Raw genomic sequence first — 15532 nt, 5'->3', positions numbered from 1 at the left:
ACAGCGAGCGGGAAGGGGGCCGATATGACAACCACGTTGCGGCCGGACGGGGCCGAGGAGGCCGCGGCCAACGACGGGCGGACGCGGCGCTGGCACATCATGGTGAACGGACACCCGGTGGGCGGCCTGCGAACGACCGCATGGCCCAGGGACGGCTTCTGCCCGGGCGAGATCAGCGAACTCGAAGTCACCGAAGGACGGCACCGCGGCCGGGGAACCGTCGCCGCGCTCGCCGCCGAAGAGGTGCTGCGCTCCTGGGGATGCACCCGGGTCGACGTCACGGTCCCGGCCGAGGCGGAAGCCGGCCTGCGCCTCGCCCACGCCCTCGGCTACACCGAGCGGATGCGCAACATGGCCAAGCCGCTCACCGAACTCCCGCAACTGCCGCCGGGATTGACGGACCGCCGGATCGGCCCCGACGAGTACCCGCACTGGGAGCGGGAAGCGGTCGCCAACTACCGGCAGGAGCTGATCGACTCCGGCCTCGGCCCCGACGAGGCCACCGCGAAGTCCGAGAACGACCACCGACGCGCCCTGCCCGCCGGCCCGGACACCCCCGACACCGCGCTGCGCCGACTCGTCGACGCCGACGGAAACGTCCTCGGCTGCGTCTGGGTCGCCCTCCGCCAGGACCGCCTGCCGGACGGCCGCCCGCTGGCCTGGGTGATGCTGGTCGAGGTCGCCCCCGACCAGCGCGGCCGAGGCCACGGCCGCACCCTGATGCGGGTCGCCGAACGGGAGTGCCTCACCGCCGGCGTCCACGACCTCGGCCTCAACGTGTTCTCCGACAACGACGTGGCGATCGCCCTCTACGAGTCGCTCGGCTACCGGGTCACCCTGCGCAGGCTCAGCAAGCCACTGCTCTGACCCGAACGACCCGACCGCCCCGAACGACCCGACGAACGACCCGACCGCCCCGAACGACCCGACCGCCCCGCCGTCACCGCCGCCGGGGCGGTCAGCCGCCCAGCAGCTCGACGATGCGCTCCAGCAGCCCGTCCTGGGACTGCCCGCCGTCCAGCCGCTTTCCGGCCACCACGTACGTCGGCGTGCCCGTGACGCCGATCGCCCGGCCCTCGGCCACGTCCGAGTCCACCAGCAGCATGTGCCGGCCGTCGATCAGCGCCGTGTCGACCTCGTCCGCGTCCAGCCCGGCCGCCCCGGCGATCTCCACCAGTGCCTTCGCCCCGTCGCGCTCCACGTCCTCCAGCCGGGCCAGCAGCGCCTCGACGAACTCCCAGCCGCGCCCCTGCTCGAACGCCTCGGAAGCCGCCTCCGCCGCCGGGTACGCGAACTTGTGCTTCTCCAGCGGGAAGTGCCGCAGCTCGACGGTCAGCGCGTCACCGTAGCGGGCGCGCAGCGTGCGCACGTCCGCCAGCGCGGTACGGTAGTCGGGGCACAGCAGGTCGCACCAGAACTCGACGCGGGGCAGGGGGGAATCGCTCATGCCCCAAGTCTCCCAGGTCCGCCGCCCGGGCCCGACCGGGCCGGGTGCCGCGCTCAGCGCCCGGCCGCCGCCACCGCCCCGGCCTCCGCCGAGCGCTGCCGGGCCCGGTACGCGGCCACGTGCAGCCGGTTGCCGCAGGTGCGGCTGTCGCAGTAGCGGCGGGAACGGTTGCGGGACAGGTCGACGAAGACCCGGGCGCAGTCCGGCGCCTCGCAGCGGCGCAGCCGCTCCAGCTCGCCGGCCATCACGATGAACGCCAGCGCCATCCCGAGCTCGGCGGCCAGGTGTCGGCCGATCGCGGCGTGCGGCGCGAAGTAGTGGATGTGCCAGCCGTGGTGGTCGTGATTGGTCAGCCGCGGCGTGGTGCCGGCCTCGGCGACCAGCGCGTTGACCAGCTCCGCGGCCTGCTCGACGGTCTCGGCCGAGAACACCTCGCGCAGCCGGTCGCGCAACTCGTGCACAGCGGCCAGGTCGGTCGGACCGAGCGAGTCGATCTCACTGATCTCCTGCCCGACCACGAAGGCGCCCAGCGCCGTCACATCGGGCAACTGCTCGCTGCCGCAGGCCTCCGGCGCGGTGTTCAGCAGCTCCACCAGAATGCTCAGCGCGCACTCGGTGTCATGGGTGATCAGCACGTGGGAACTCCTCACGCGGCGGCGGTCCGAGGACCGCCGCGTCGGTCAACGCGGGGCCCGACTCTACCGGCCCGGACCGTCGTCCGGGCCCGGACGCGACGCGAGGCCGCCCGGGCAGGCCTTGACCCCGGGCGTTCCCTCCACTGGAAGGGGACGCCCGGGGCCGGGCCCCGAGGCCGCCGCGGGCGGCACTGAACTGCGACCGTGCCCCCGAGTAGGACGGTGCGCATCGAGGCGATCCCGCCGCCGCGCGACGGCGGGCTGTGACTCGTTCGGGTTCAGCTCTCGGCGAGGATGTGGGACAGCTCCCGGTCGAGGTCGAAGTGACGGTGTTCGGTGCCGGGCGGTACCGCGGCGTCCGTCCGCTTGAGAAAGGACTCAAGCGCTCGGGCCGGGGCCTCCAGCAGTGCCTCTCCTTCCGGAGAGCTCAGGGCGATGCAAACCACGCCTTGTCCGTGGCTGCGGGACGGCCACACCCGGACGTCGCCGGTACCGGTCGGTCGGTGCAGCCCCTCCGCGAGGAGGTCGCGGGCGAACACCCACTCCACGGTCTCGTCTGCTCCGGTGTGGAACGTCGCATGCACGGCATAGGGGTCGGCAGTGTCGTAGCGCAGGCCCGCGGGGACGGGCAGTGAGGACTCGCTGGACACGATGAGGCGCAGGTGCAGCTCGCAGCTGACCGTGGTGTTCATAAGCGCCAGGGCCTTTCGCTCAGTGTGCGCTCGGGGAATCGCACGTCGGCGAACGGACCATCCCACCTGAAAGCCCGGTGTAAACCCGTCTGTCCCGATTCCGGTGCGAGTCGTACCCCTTCCGGCGCATTGCGGAATCCCCCGAACGGCCCGTCCGTCCGCCGTCGGCCCGGCGGTCGCAAGGATTACCGGCGGTCGCACCGGACCGGCGGCCGGGCGGCTGGAGGAACGCACGAAGCTGCCGCCCGCAGGCCCGTCCCGTCCGCGACCTCTCCGGCCGTCCCGTCCGACCGCCGCAGGTCGGGGCCGTCGGTCCGGCCGGCGTGCGGGCCGGGTCGGCGAGGGGCGGGGGTGGTCGGAGGACCCGGGCAGATGGGGTAATGTTCTTTCTGCACCCGGGCGATTAGCTCAGCGGGAGAGCACTTCGTTCACACCGAAGGGGTCACTGGTTCGATCCCAGTATCGCCCACCGGAATGCAAAGGCGTAGGGCTCCGACTTGTTTATCAGGTCGGAGCCCTACGCCTTTTCCGTGTTCCCGGTGCGAGTTCTGACGGGCATTCAACGGGCCTGCCCCGCACGGGAGCTATTCAACGGGCGTGCCCGGCGCGGGATCTGGGGGGCCGTCGGGGAACGGATTGGATGCCCGGGCCCAAGTGGTGCTACTGTTCATCTCGTTGCCCGGGCGATTAGCTCAGCGGGAGAGCACTTCGTTCACACCGAAGGGGTCACTGGTTCGATCCCAGTATCGCCCACCGAGCACAACGAGGAAGGCCCCGACCATCAGGTCGGGGCCTTCCTCGTTGTCTGCTCCCGGCGGATCGTCAGGCCGCCAACTCGCAGGCGTGGCCCGGCTCCAGGCGTTCGCCGCACCGGCAGCGGGCCGGCCGCAGCGGCCATGCCGTGTCCACCCGCTCCGGGGTGCCCGCCCGTTCGAACCAGCGCTCCAGGCCGCGGGCCTGCGCCGCGTGCCAGATCGCCTGCCGCAGGTGCAGCTCCGCCGGGGACAGCCCGCCGAGGCGCTCGGGGTGCTGCGACGCCACCGCCCGCACCAACTCCAGTGCCGCCAGCGCGTCCGCCGCCGCGTCGTGCGCGCCCACCAGCGAGACCCCGTAGTGCCCGCACAGGTCGGTCAGGGTGCGCCGGCCCTTGCGGTAGCGGTCCATCTGCTTGTCCAGCACCCGCGGGTCCAGCACCAGCAGCTCCGCGCCGCCCAGCACCTCCGTCAGCGAACCCGCCCCGTGCCGGCGCAACTCCCGGTCCAGCAGCGTCAGGTCGTACGGGGCGTTCATCACCACCAGCGGCGCCCCCGCGCGGGACTGCTCGGCCAGCGCGAGCGCCACCTCCACCGCCACCGTGCGCGGCGGACGGCCGTGCGCGCGCACCCGGTCGTCGGAGATGCCGTGCACCGCCCGGGCCTGCTCCGGAATGGGCACGCCGGGGTTTGCCAGCCAGTTGCGGACGGCCGCCGCCCCGCCCGGGGCGGACTGCACCACCAGGGCGGCCGAGACGATCCTGTCCTGCTCGACGTCCACACCCGTGGTCTCGGTGTCGAAGGACGCCAGCGGACCGTGGAACCAGGAACGGAGCTGCTGCATGACGCCTCCTCCGACGCCGCGCGAACCCTTGCCGGACGGCGCTCCCACCGAGGACCGGTGGAGCGCCGCACCGTGCCCAAGTGATACCGCAGTTGACGCACGGTCAATCCCGACCGGCGACCTTTTGTGGCAGAAAGTGACCGGACGATCACCGCGGCCGCCACGGGCCTTGGCGACAGGGACCTGGCCCGGCTCGGTACCATGCACAACGCAGCGGTCGTGCTGCACCTCATAGCCAGAACGTCAGGAGAGACCGGTGACGGACGTCCGGATCATCATCAACCGCGAACCCGATCGGGAAGAGCGCGTGGTGACCACGGGCACTACGGCCGCCGAGCTCTTCGCCGACGACCGCGCCGTGATCGCCGCCCGCGTCGGCGGCCAGCTCAAGGACCTCGCCTACGCCGTCCAGGACGGCGACGAGGTCGAGCCCGTCGAGATCTCCAGCCCCGACGGCCTCGACATCCTGCGCCACTCCACCGCGCACGTGATGGCCCAGGCCGTCCAGCAGGTCTTCCCGGAGGCCAAGCTCGGCATCGGCCCGCCCGTCCGCGACGGCTTCTACTACGACTTCGACGTCGAGAAGCCGTTCCACCCGGACGACCTCAAGACCATCGAGAAGCGCATGCAGGAGATCATCAAGCGGGGGCAGAAGTTCTCCCGCCGCGTGGTCACCGACGAGGCCGCCCGCGAGGAGCTCGCCAAGGAGCCCTACAAGCTGGAGCTGATCGGCCTCAAGGGCTCCGCCGCCACCGCCGGCGAGGGTGCCGACGTCGAGGTCGGCGCCGGCGAACTCACCATCTACGACAACGTCGACCCGAAGACCGGCGACGTCTGCTGGGGCGACCTCTGCCGCGGCCCGCACCTGCCCAGCACCCGGCACATCCCGGCGTTCAAGCTGATGCGCTCCGCCGCCGCGTACTGGCGCGGCAGCGAGCGCAACCCCATGCTGCAGCGCCTCTACGGCACCGCGTGGCCCACCAAGGAAGAGCTGAAGGCCCACCTCGACTTCCTGGTGGAGGCCGCCAAGCGGGACCACCGCAAGCTCGGCACCGAGCTCGACCTGTTCTCCATCCCCGAGCAGATCGGCTCCGGCCTCGCCGTCTTCCACCCCAAGGGCGGCATCATCCGCCGCACCATGGAGGACTACTCGCGCAAGCGGCACGAGGAAGAGGGCTACGAGTTCGTCTACACCCCGCACGCCACCAAGGGGAAGCTGTTCGAGACCAGCGGCCACCTCGACTGGTACGCCGACGGCATGTACCCCCCCATGCAGCTCGACGAGGGCACGGACTACTACCTCAAGCCCATGAACTGCCCGATGCACAACCTGATCTTCGACGCGCGCGGCCGCTCGTACCGTGAACTGCCGCTGCGCCTGTTCGAGTTCGGCACCGTGTACCGGTACGAGAAGTCCGGCGTGGTGCACGGCCTGACCCGCGCCCGCGGCTTCACGCAGGACGACGCGCACATCTACTGCACCCGCGAGCAGATGGCGGACGAGCTGGACCGCACGCTGACCTTCGTGCTGGACCTGCTGCGCGACTACGGTCTGAACGACTTCTACCTGGAGCTGTCCACCAAGGACCCGGAGAAGTTCGTCGGCAGCGACGACGCGTGGGAGGAAGCCACCGCGGTTCTGGCGAGCGTGGCCGAGAAGCAGGGCCTGCCGCTGGTGCCGGACCCGGGTGGCGCGGCGTTCTACGGCCCGAAGATCTCGGTGCAGGCGCGGGACGCGATCGGCCGAACTTGGCAGATGAGCACCATTCAGTTGGACTTCAACCTGCCGGACCGCTTCGACCTCGAGTACACCTCGGCGGACGGCTCGCGGCAGCGGCCGGTGATGATCCACCGTGCGCTGTTCGGTTCGATCGAGCGCTTCTTCGCGGTGCTGCTGGAGCACTACGCGGGCGCCATGCCGCCGTGGCTGGCCCCGGTCACCGTCACCGGCATCCCGATCACCGACGAGCACGTGCCGTACCTGCTCGACGTGGCGGCCGAGTTGAAGAAGCACGGGATCCGGGTCGAGGTCGACACCTCCGACGACCGGATGCAGAAGAAGATCCGCAACGCGCAGCGCAGCAAGACGCCGTACATGCTGATCGCGGGCAACGACGACGTCGAGGCCGGCGCGGTGTCGTTCCGCTACCGCAACGGCGAGCAGAAGAACGGCGTGCCGCGTGACCAGGCGATCGCCGAGATCGTCGAGGCGGTGCGCAGCCGGGTGCAGGTCTGACGCCCGGTCGTCGGATGTGACGTGCGGGGCAGTCTCCTTCGGGAGTCTGCCCCGCACTGCTTGGTTCACGAGCTGTGACGCTTATGCTGGCGAGCATGACGAGTGAGCCGGAACTGCAGCGGGGCGTGGGGGAGCCGGACGGCTTCCGTCGCCTGTGGACACCTCATCGGATGGCGTACATCCAGGGCGAGAACAAGCCCACCGGCCCGGCTCCGGACGACGGTTGTCCGTTCTGTTCGATCCCGAAGCTGAGCGACGAGGACGGGCTGATCGTGCAGCGCGGCGAGTCGGTGTTCGCGGTGCTGAACCTGTACCCGTACAACGGCGGGCACTTGATGGTGGTGCCGTACCGGCACGTCGCGGACTACACCGAGCTGGACGGGCCGGAGACGGCGGAGCTGGGGGAGTTCACCAAGAAGGCGATGACGGCGCTGCGGGCGGCGTCGGGGGCGCACGGGTTCAACATCGGGATGAACCAGGGTGCGGCGGCGGGCGCCGGTATCGCGGCGCACCTGCACCAGCACGTGGTGCCGCGCTGGGGCGGGGACACCAACTTCATGCCGGTGGTGGGGCACACCAAGGTGCTGCCGCAGCTGCTGGCGGACACCCGGAAGGTGCTGGCCGAGGTGTGGCCGGTTTGATGCGGTGACGGACGAACGGCAGGGGCCGTGCGGGAGCAACTCCCGCACGGCCCCTGCCGTCTGTGGAACGGGGGATCAGCCGGCGTCGTACTTGTCGGCGCGGAACGGGCGGGAGCCCTGCATCTCGGCGCGGATCGAGTTGGAGCGGCCGGCGATCCGGTCGGTGGCGACGTCGTGCTCGTCGAGGAACTCGACCACGGCGGCGTGGATCAGGCCGACCACGGGGGTGGGGATGTACAGCACGTCGTCGGACTTGAAGCGGCTGTTCCAGGCGGGGTCGGCCCAGGCCTGGCGCAGGCAGAGCGGTTCGGGGAGGCCGACGGAGCCGCCGAGCCACTTCTGCAGGCTGGGGATCTTGTGGAGCGGGGCGCGGACGGCCTGCCGGACGATCTCGTCGTCGGTGACGATCGGGAGCGGGACGGAGCGGGTCTCCCAGAACCGGAGGGTCTTGGCGACGTCCTTCTCGGGGTTCTTGGGCTTGGAGCCGAAGTAGCCGGCGATCGGGCCGAGCGCGTGCGCCGTCGCGGTGACCTGCAGGCTGTGCGAGAGGACCATGATGCTGACCACCACGGTGGTGACCAACTGGCCCTTGTGCAGGACGAATTGGACGGCGATGCGGTGCCGGGTGTCGGTGCCGACGCTCTGCTTGTTGGCGAGTTCGGCGACGGCGAAGTCGCGCATCCGGTCGCCGTCCATCTCGGAGCCGGAGGGGCGGCCGATCTCGTCGGCGCCCTCGCCGGTGTCGAGCACCACCCAGTGGTTGATCTGCGGCTTGGGCAGACCCCCGTTGGGGACCTCGGAGCCGCTGAGGGCGCCGAGGCGGTCGGCGATCCGGCGGGCGAGGTCCCAGACGTGGAAGCTGCGGAAGTCGGGGTGGCCCTCGGCGGGGCGGAGGTCCTCGCGCAGCGACCACTCGGCCCAGCGGGCGCCGATGCCGAGGATGCCCTTGGGGCCGGCGTAGTGCTGGACGTTGGTGTTCTGCTCGCGGGTGAGGCGGTCGAGGCCGGCCTTGAGGTCGTTGGCCTTCTTGTCGAGGTCGTCCTTGGGGACGGCCTTGGGGACGACGGCGGCGACGGCGCTGCCGCCGACCAGGTCTCCCCAGCGGGCGCGCTGCTGCATGACGGAGGTGATGACGGTGCGCCGGGCGAGGTACCAGCCGACGACGGGGCCGATCATCACCACCCGGCAGTACAGGCCGAGCAGGCCGTGGACCGGCGGGCGGACGGCCAGGAACAGGGTGAGCGCGGCGGCGGCGAGCAGCGCCAGGGTGCCGATCAGGCCGTCCTTGGCGGCGGACTTCTTGGTGCCGAGCCAGGCGCGGGCCTGGTACGCGGCGAGCCAGACCAGCGTGCCGGGCAGGAAGAGCAGGCCGCAGACCACGCTGAGGGTGGAGAGCCGGCGGTCCCGGGCCTCGCGCAGGTCCTGGGCGGCGAGGCAGTGTTCGACGATCATGCGGACGTCGGTGCCGTGCGAGGGCACGATGGGCTTGCGGCCGCCGCCGAGGGTGCGGTCGATCAGGGCACGGCTGAACGCCTCGCCGGCGCTGGGCCGGAACAGCGCGAACTTGCCCTTCTTGACGCTCACTCCGGCGAGCGCTTCCAGTTCGTTGTAGTCGCCGGTGCGGTAAGCAGCAGAGGAGAACGCCTGGGTGACCGCGGTCTGATGACTGACGTCAGTCCGTGGTACCTGTGCGCCCGGCGTCATGTCGAGCTGAGTCACCTGAGCAGCTCCTCCTCCCCTGATGGTCTGCCGCAGGGTACCGTGCGGCGGCCCGCCCGTGCGGATCAACAGCTGATCCTTGGTCACATCTCGGCCGTGCGCGGCGGTTTCGGGGACATGCTGCCCCGTCGTGGGGACTTCGACGCACCCGGGTTTGCCCGCCGGTGCGAAGGGGGTGGAGGATCGCGGCATGACGAGTGGCTTCGCACCGGGTCCGGTGCTGGTTTTCGACGGTGACTGCGCGTTCTGTTCGAGCTGTGTGCGGTGGGCGGAGCGCTACCCGCGACAGAGTCTGTCCTCGGCGGGGTGGGAGTCGGTGGCCTTCCAGTTCGCGGACATGGCGGCGCTGGAGGAGTTCACGGGCGGTCGGGCCACGGAGGAGCGGGCGACCCGCGAGGTGCTGTGGATCACGCCGGACCGCACGGTGTACGGCGGCGCGCAGGCCGTGGCGCGGCTGTTGATGCGCTCGGGCGGGCTGTGGGCGTGGGCGGGCGGCCTGTTGGCGCTGGCGCCGGTGCGGCCGCTCGCGGGCGTCGCGTACCGGTGGGTGGCGCGGCACCGGCACCAGATGCCCGGGGGCACCAAGGCGTGTGCGCTGCCGCGCCGTTCGTGAGGTCCGTCACCCCGCCGTGGCGTACTGCGCGGCGAGGTGCGCGGGCATCGGGGAGTGGCGCAGGTAGCTGCGGGTGAACTGGCCGGTTCCGTGCGACAGCGAGCGCAGGTCGAGCGGGTAGCGGGTCAGTTCGAGTTCGGGGACTTCGGCGCGGACCACGCTCAGGCCGGGCCCGCCGATCTCGGTGCCGAGGACGTGGCCCCGGCGGGCGGACAGGTCGGTGAGGACGGCGCCCTGGTACTCGTCGGGCAGCAGCACCCGGACTTCGTCCACGGGTTCCAGGACCCGGACGTCGGTGTGGTCGGCGGCTTCCTTGAGGGCGAGGGCGGCGGCGGTCTGGAAGGCCGCGTCGGAGGAGTCGACGGAGTGCGCCTTGCCGTCGGTGAGGGTGACCCGGACGTCGGTCATCGGGTGGCCGTGCAGGCCGCGGTCGAGCTGGGCGCGGACGCCCTTCTCGACGGACGGGACGAAGTTGCGCGGGACGGCGCCGCCGACGACCCGGTCGACGAACTCGAAGCCGCCGCCGGGCAGCGGCTCGACGGTCAGGTCGCAGATCGCGTACTGGCCGTGCCCGCCGGACTGTTTGACGTGCCGGCCGTGGCCGCTGGCGGGGGCGGCGAAGGTCTCCCGGAGCGCGACCTCGTAGGGGACGGTCTCGACGTGGACGCCGTGCCGGGTGGCGAGCCGGTCGAGGGTGACGGCGAGGTGGGCCTCGCCGGTGCACCACAGGACGAGCTGGTGGGTGTCGGGGTTCTGTTCGACGCGCAGCGCCGGGTCCTGGGCGGCGATCCGGCCGAGGGCCTGGGAGAGCTTGTCCTCGTCGGCCTTGGAACGGGCCTGGACGGCCGTCGGCAGCAGGGCCTCGGGCAGCGGCCAGAGCGGCAGCACGGTGTGGTCGGTGGACAGGGTGTCGCCGGTTCGGGCGGTGTTGAGCTTCGCGACGGTGACGAGGTCGCCGGCGACGGCCTGCGGGACGGGCCGCAGTTGGTGGCCGAAGGGGCTGTGCAGCGCGGTGAGGCGCTCGTCCTCGCCGTCGGGCAAGTGGGCGGTGGTGTCGGGGCGCAGCGTGCCGGTGAAGATCCGCAGCAGGCTGAGGCGGCCCTGGTAGGGGTCCTCGCCGGTCTGGACGACCTGGGCGGTGAACGGCCCGTCGGGGTCGGCGGCGGGGAGGCCGTCGGCGCGGTCGGCGGGGGAGGGGAAGGCGGCGGCGACCAGGTCGAGCAGGGCGTCGCAGCCGGTGCCGTCGGGGGCGGTGGCGAGGACGGGGTGCAGGGTGCCGGCGAGGAACTCGCGGCGCAGGCCCGCGGTGAGTGCGGCGGTGTCGAGGTCGGCGCCGTCGAGGTAGCGCTCCAGCAGGGTGTCGTCCTCGCCGGCCAGGGCCTCGACCAGGCGGGCGCGTTCGGCGCCCAGGTCGCCGGGGGCCTCAGGAGCGTCGGGTTTGCCGTAGACACGGCCGGTGAGCAGGTCGGTGGAGCCGTGCAGGTGGCCGTCGCGCAGGTCGGGGTGGTGCAGCAGGCGCACGGTGTCGGGGGTGCCGAAGGTGTCCTGGAGCATCCGCAGGACGTCGTCGAGGCGGACCCGGGCGGTGTTGAGGTGGGTGAGCGCGAGGGCGCGTGGGAGGTGGGCGTCCTCGCACTGCTGCCACAGCGCCCGGACGGGGCGGGAGACGCTCTCGTCGGCGGCGGAGTGGACGAAGACGGCGGCCTCGGCGGCACGCAGCGCGGCCTGGAGTTCGCCGGCGAAGTCGGCGTAGCCGGGGGCGTCGAGCAGATTGACGGTGAGGTCCTGCCAGGAGAGCGGAAGGAGCGCGAACTGTACGGAGCGCTGCTGTTGGTGCTCGATGTCCTCCCAGTCGGCGGCGGTGGTGCCGTCGGGGACGGTTCCGGGCCTGGTCAGGGCACCGGCGGTGACGGCGAGGGCTTCCGCGAGGGTGGTTTTGCCGGCTCCGCCCGCCCCGACCAGGGCGAGGTTGCGGAGCCGGCCGGGTCGGTCGGCGGGCGTGGCGGGGGTGTGGGCTGTCCGGTCCGGCATGGCTGGCCTCCTGCCGCTCGATCAGCGTGGATACCATTGTCCAGCCGGGCGGGGCCATCCGCGCGGCCGCCCGCCGGGCCAGCGGCTCGCGGGCGCCATCCGAGGAGCGGAGCGGACCGGAAAGCCATGCTCAACAAGTACGCGCGTGGCTTCTTCACACGTGTCCTCACCCCGTTCGCGGCGATGCTGCTGCGATGGGGTGTCAGTCCGGATGCGGTCACGCTGATCGGAACGGCCGGCTCGGTGGCGGGCGCCCTGGTGTTCTTCCCGCGCGGGGAGTTCTTCTGGGGCACGATCACCATCACCCTGTTCATCTTCTCCGACCTGGTGGACGGCAACATGGCCCGCCAGGCGGGCAGGTCCAGCAAGTGGGGCGCGTTCCTGGACTCCACGCTCGACCGGGTCGCCGATGCGGCGATCTTCGGCGGCCTGGCGATGTGGTACGCCGGCAAGGGTGACAACGACATCCTGTGCGCGGTGTCGATCTTCTGTCTGGCGAGCGGCCAGGTGGTGTCGTACACCAAGGCGCGCGGTGAGTCGCTGGGCTTCCCGGTGAACGTGTCGGGGCTGGTGGAACGCGCCGAGCGGCTGGTGATCAGCCTGGTGGCGGCCGGTTTCGCGGGCCTGCACAAGTTCGGAGTGCCGTACATCGAGTGGCTGCTGCCGATCGCCCTGTGGGTGGTTGCGGCGGGCAGCCTGGTGACGGTGGCGCAGCGGATGCTGACGGTGCGCCGCGAGTCCGCGGAGCTGGAGGCGGCGGACGCCGCCGAGGGGGTCAAGTGAAGGAGCGGTTGGCCGACGCGGCCTATGCGGCCGGTTGGGCGGGGCTGAGGCACCTGCCGGAGCCGGTGGCCCGCGGCCTGTTCAACACCATCGCCGACGTGGCGTGGCGACGGCAGGGCAAGGGGGTGCGGCAGCTGGAGGCCAACCTGGCGCGGGTGCATCCGGATGCGGACGCGATACGGCTGCGGGAGCTGTCCCGGGCCGGGATGCGCTCGTACCTGCGGTACTGGATGGAGTCGTTCCGGCTGCCGACCTGGAGCCGGGAGCGGGTCTCGCAGGCGATAACGGTGAAGAACCTGGATCAGCTGAACGAGGCGATGGCGGCGGGGCGCGGCGTGGTGCTGGCGCTGCCGCACATGGCGAACTGGGACCTGGCGGGCGCGTGGATCGCGTCGGCGGGCGGCTTCCCGTTCACCACGGTCGCCGAGCGGTTGAAGCCGGAGTCGCTGTTCGACCGGTTCGTGGCGTACCGGGAGAGCCTCGGCATGGAGGTGCTGGCGCTGACCGGCTCCAGTGTGTCGGTGGTGGGGACGCTGGCGCGGCGGCTGCGCGAGGGCAGGCTGGTCTGCCTGGTCGGTGACCGGGACCTGTCGGAGGCCGGGATCCAGGTGGACTTCTTCGGCGAGCCGACCCGGATGCCGGCCGGCCCCGCGGCGCTCGCGCAGCGTACGGGTGCGGCGCTGTTCCCGGTGACGCTCTGGTACGACGGGCCGATGCTGCGTGCGGAGGTGCACCCGGAGGTGGTGCCGTCCGGCGTGGGGGAGCGGCAGGCGCAGGTCGCAGCGATGACGCAGGCGATGGCCGATGTGTGGGCGGAGTCGATCCGGGAGCACTCGGTGGACTGGCACATGCTGCAGAAGCTGTGGCTGGCGGACCTGACGCCGCGGAGGGCCGAGCGTTGAGGATCGGCGTGGTGTGCCCGTACGACTGGGACGTGCCGGGCGGTGTGCAGTTCCACATCCGGGACTTGGCGGAGCACCTGATCCGGCTGGGTCACGAGGTGTCGGTGCTGGCGCCGGCCGAGGACGAGGAGGCGCTGCCGCCGTACGTGGTCTCCGCGGGGCGGGCCGTCGCGGTGCCGTACAACGGGTCGGTGGCGCGGCTGAGCTTCGGCATCCTGTCGGCGGCCCGGGTGCGGCGGTGGCTGCGCGAGGGCCGGTTCGACGTACTGCACGTGCACGAGCCGAACTCGCCGTCGCTGTCGATGCTGGCGGCCTGGGCGGCGTCCGGGCCGATGGTGGGGACGTTCCACACCTCGAACCCGCGCTCGCGGGCGATGATCGCGGCGTCGCCGATCCTGCAGCCGGGCCTGGAGAAGATGTCCGGCCGGATCGCGGTGTCCGAGTACGCGCGGCGCACCCTGGTGGAGCACCTGGGCGGCGACGCGGTGGTGATCCCGAACGGCGTGGACGTGCGGTTCTTCGCGGACGCCGAGCCGGATCCGAAGTGGCAGGGCGGCGCCGCCGACGGCGGGCCGGGCACCATCGGCTTCATCGGCCGGATCAACGAGCCCCGCAAGGGCCTGCCGACGCTGCTGGCGGCGCTGCCGCGGATCCTCGCCGAGCGCCCGGGCGTGCGGCTGCTGGTGGCCGGCAAGGGCGACGAGGAGGAGGCGGTGGCGGGCCTGCCCGCCGAGGTGCGGGCCCAGGTCGAGTTCCTCGGCATGGTCTCCGACCGCGACAAGGCGCGGCTGCTGCGCAGCGTCGACCTGTACGTCGCGCCGAACACCGGCGGCGAGTCGTTCGGCATCATCCTGGTCGAGGCGATGTCGGCGGGTGCGCCGGTGCTGGCCAGCGACCTGGACGCGTTCCGCCAGGTGCTGGACGGCGGCGCGGCCGGCGAGCTGTTCCCGGTCGAGGACGCGGGCGCGCTGGCCGCCGCCGCGGTGAAACTGCTCGGCAGCCCCGAACGGCTGCTGGCGCTGCGCGAGGCCGCCTCCCGGCACGTGCGGCGCTTCGACTGGGAGACCGTCGGCGCGGAGGTGCTGTCGGTGTACGAGACGGTCACCGACGGCCGTCCACCGGTTGCCGAGGCCGAACCGTCCGGCTGGCGTACGCGTCTTGGTCGCTGAACCACCCTGCTCGCGAGAGGTACCACCATGCCGCTGATCACCGTCGACTACACCGACCGGCTCGCCGACTGCTTCGACCGGCGAGGGTTCGGGCTGGCCCTGAACCGGCTTGCGGTCAAGCTGATCGACGCCAAGCCGGAGGCCTGCAAGACGCGTTTCCGGCGCACCGAGGAGGCGGTGGTCGGCGCGGACGCCGAGACGTTCGCGCTGGTGGCGATCGATTTCGAGATCTTCCCCGGCCGCTCGCCGCACGCCAAGGCGGCGCTCGCCGAGGCCGCGGTGGCCGCGCTGCCGGAGTACCTGGGGGCCGAGCCGGGGGCGGTGCAGGCCGCGGTGTCGGTCACCGAGACCGACCGCGACTCCTACCGCTCGGCGGTCTTCGGCGGCTGAGCCGGTACCGTAACGCCCCGTGACTACCTGGATCTGGGCCCTCGCGGCCGTCGTGCTGTTCGCCGTCTACCTCAGCTGGACGGCGGGCAGGCTCGACCGGCTGCACGCCCGGATCGACGCCGCCCGGGCCTCGCTGGACGCCCAGCTGCTGCGCCGGGCGTCGGTGGCGGTGGAGCTGGCCACTTCCTCGCTGCTGGACCCGGCCGCGTCGATCCTGCTGCTGGAGGCCGCGCACGCGGCCCGGCAGGCGCAGGACGAGCAGCGCGAGGTGGCGGAGAGCGAGCTGAGCCTCGCGCTGCGCGCCGTGCTGGACGAGCCGGCGCAGGTCGCGGCGCTGCGGGCGGCCCCCGGCGGCGAGGACGCGGTGCGCGACCTGGTGGAGGCGGTGCGCCGGGTGCCGATGGCGCGGCGCTTCCACAACGACGCGGTGCGGGCGGCCCGCGCGGTGCGCGAGCACCGGCTGGTGCGGTACTTCCGACTGGCGGGACGGGCGCCGTTCCCCATGGCGTTCGAGATGGACGACGAGCCCCCTACCGCCCTCACCCCGGAAGGCGCGCCCGCGTAGGCTGGGCGCGGCTTTCCGCCGACTGTTGCCCGCCCGCTGTGCGCTGGCCTGATTGTCGTATGCCGTGAAGGGCGCTGGACCATGTGGCGTATGGGTCCGGACCCTTCCAGGCC

15 protein-coding genes and 2 tRNA genes are annotated in these 15532 nt (G+C 72.1%); 11 read left to right on the top strand and 6 right to left on the bottom strand.

The genetic code is table 11. The annotated features are described in order from the left end of the window. Nucleotides 1-24 precede the first annotated feature (24 nt). A complete protein-coding gene (locus AMK19_RS29005) occupies nucleotides 25-867 on the top strand; it encodes a GNAT family N-acetyltransferase (RefSeq protein WP_073817054.1) in 843 nt (280 codons plus the stop codon). Nucleotides 868-958: 91 nt separating this feature from the next. On the opposite strand, the gene AMK19_RS29000 is transcribed toward AMK19_RS29005, so the two are convergent. The 3 genes from AMK19_RS29000 to AMK19_RS28990 form a co-directional block, all read right to left on the bottom strand. After that, complete coding sequence (locus tag AMK19_RS29000; protein WP_073817052.1) at nucleotides 959-1447, bottom strand: DsbA family protein; 489 nt, start codon at nucleotides 1445-1447, stop codon at nucleotides 959-961. 53 nt (nucleotides 1448-1500) lie between these two features. After that, nucleotides 1501-2082 carry a CGNR zinc finger domain-containing protein gene (locus AMK19_RS28995; RefSeq protein WP_073817049.1) on the bottom strand — a complete coding sequence of 194 codons (582 nt, stop codon included), beginning with the start codon at nucleotides 2080-2082 and terminating at the stop codon, nucleotides 1501-1503. 278 nt (nucleotides 2083-2360) lie between these two features. Further along, nucleotides 2361-2774 (bottom strand): SsgA family sporulation/cell division regulator, encoded by a 414-nt coding sequence (locus tag AMK19_RS28990; protein ID WP_030056266.1) that lies wholly within the window; start codon nucleotides 2772-2774, stop codon nucleotides 2361-2363. Nucleotides 2775-3171: 397 nt separating this feature from the next. On the opposite strand from AMK19_RS28990, the gene AMK19_RS28985 reads away from it, so the two are divergent. Continuing rightward, a tRNA-Val gene (locus tag AMK19_RS28985) sits at nucleotides 3172-3243 on the top strand. A gap of 212 nt (nucleotides 3244-3455) precedes the next feature. Next, nucleotides 3456-3527 (top strand) — tRNA-Val (locus AMK19_RS28980). Between the two features lie 69 nt (nucleotides 3528-3596). On the opposite strand, the gene AMK19_RS28975 is transcribed toward AMK19_RS28980, so the two are convergent. After that, a complete protein-coding gene (locus AMK19_RS28975; RefSeq protein WP_073817044.1) occupies nucleotides 3597-4370 on the bottom strand; it encodes a 3'-5' exonuclease in 774 nt (257 codons plus the stop codon). A 256-nt stretch (nucleotides 4371-4626) separates the two neighbouring features. On the opposite strand from AMK19_RS28975, the gene thrS reads away from it, so the two are divergent. Both thrS and AMK19_RS28965 read left to right on the top strand, forming a co-directional pair. After that, the gene (gene thrS, locus AMK19_RS28970) at nucleotides 4627-6606 is read left to right on the top strand and encodes a threonine--tRNA ligase (RefSeq protein ID WP_073817040.1); all 1980 of its coding nucleotides are present in this window, start codon (nucleotides 4627-4629) and stop codon (nucleotides 6604-6606) included. Between the two features lie 83 nt (nucleotides 6607-6689). Next, the gene (locus AMK19_RS28965) at nucleotides 6690-7247 is read left to right on the top strand and encodes an HIT family protein (protein ID WP_073817038.1); all 558 of its coding nucleotides are present in this window, start codon (nucleotides 6690-6692) and stop codon (nucleotides 7245-7247) included. Between the two features lie 75 nt (nucleotides 7248-7322). Here the strand turns inward: AMK19_RS28965 and AMK19_RS28960 are convergent, their stop codons facing one another. Next, complete coding sequence (locus AMK19_RS28960) at nucleotides 7323-8966, bottom strand: hypothetical protein (RefSeq protein WP_083647464.1); 1644 nt, start codon at nucleotides 8964-8966, stop codon at nucleotides 7323-7325. Between the two features lie 190 nt (nucleotides 8967-9156). Between AMK19_RS28960 and AMK19_RS28955 the strand changes: the two genes are divergently transcribed. Continuing rightward, the gene (locus AMK19_RS28955; RefSeq protein ID WP_073817035.1) at nucleotides 9157-9579 is read left to right on the top strand and encodes a thiol-disulfide oxidoreductase DCC family protein; all 423 of its coding nucleotides are present in this window, start codon (nucleotides 9157-9159) and stop codon (nucleotides 9577-9579) included. 6 nt (nucleotides 9580-9585) lie between these two features. On the opposite strand, the gene AMK19_RS28950 is transcribed toward AMK19_RS28955, so the two are convergent. Further along, on the bottom strand, nucleotides 9586-11610 hold the full coding sequence (locus tag AMK19_RS28950) for an elongation factor G (RefSeq protein ID WP_073817033.1): 2025 nt from the start codon (nucleotides 11608-11610) through the stop codon (nucleotides 9586-9588). A 126-nt stretch (nucleotides 11611-11736) separates the two neighbouring features. Here AMK19_RS28950 and pgsA point away from each other — a divergent pair, with 126 nt between their 5' ends. Genes pgsA through AMK19_RS28925 form a run of 5 tightly spaced genes read left to right on the top strand, consistent with a single transcriptional unit; the run spans nucleotide 11737 to nucleotide 15419 of the window. Next, complete coding sequence (pgsA, locus tag AMK19_RS28945) at nucleotides 11737-12393, top strand: phosphatidylinositol phosphate synthase (protein WP_073817030.1); 657 nt, start codon at nucleotides 11737-11739, stop codon at nucleotides 12391-12393. Next, nucleotides 12390-13295: a phosphatidylinositol mannoside acyltransferase gene (locus AMK19_RS28940; RefSeq protein ID WP_073817027.1), complete on the top strand. Its 906-nt coding sequence runs from the start codon at nucleotides 12390-12392 to the stop codon at nucleotides 13293-13295. The genes pgsA and AMK19_RS28940 overlap by 4 nt, the downstream gene beginning before the upstream one ends. Continuing rightward, entirely contained in the window at nucleotides 13292-14464 is a 1173-nt protein-coding gene (locus tag AMK19_RS28935) for a glycosyltransferase family 4 protein (protein ID WP_073817024.1), read from the top strand. Before AMK19_RS28940 ends, AMK19_RS28935 begins: the two co-directional genes overlap by 4 nt. Nucleotides 14465-14491: 27 nt before the next feature. Continuing rightward, the gene (locus AMK19_RS28930; RefSeq protein WP_073817022.1) at nucleotides 14492-14854 is read left to right on the top strand and encodes a hypothetical protein; all 363 of its coding nucleotides are present in this window, start codon (nucleotides 14492-14494) and stop codon (nucleotides 14852-14854) included. Nucleotides 14855-14873: 19 nt separating this feature from the next. Continuing rightward, entirely contained in the window at nucleotides 14874-15419 is a 546-nt protein-coding gene (locus AMK19_RS28925; protein WP_073817019.1) for a hypothetical protein, read from the top strand. Nucleotides 15420-15532: the final 113 nt, after the last annotated feature.

The sequence above is a fragment of the Kitasatospora sp. CB01950 genome (assembly GCF_001905465.1).
Taxonomy (GTDB): Bacteria; Actinomycetota; Actinomycetes; order Streptomycetales; family Streptomycetaceae; genus Kitasatospora.
Note: the sequence above shows the minus strand (reverse complement) of the source record. Positions and strands in the feature narration are given on the sequence as shown.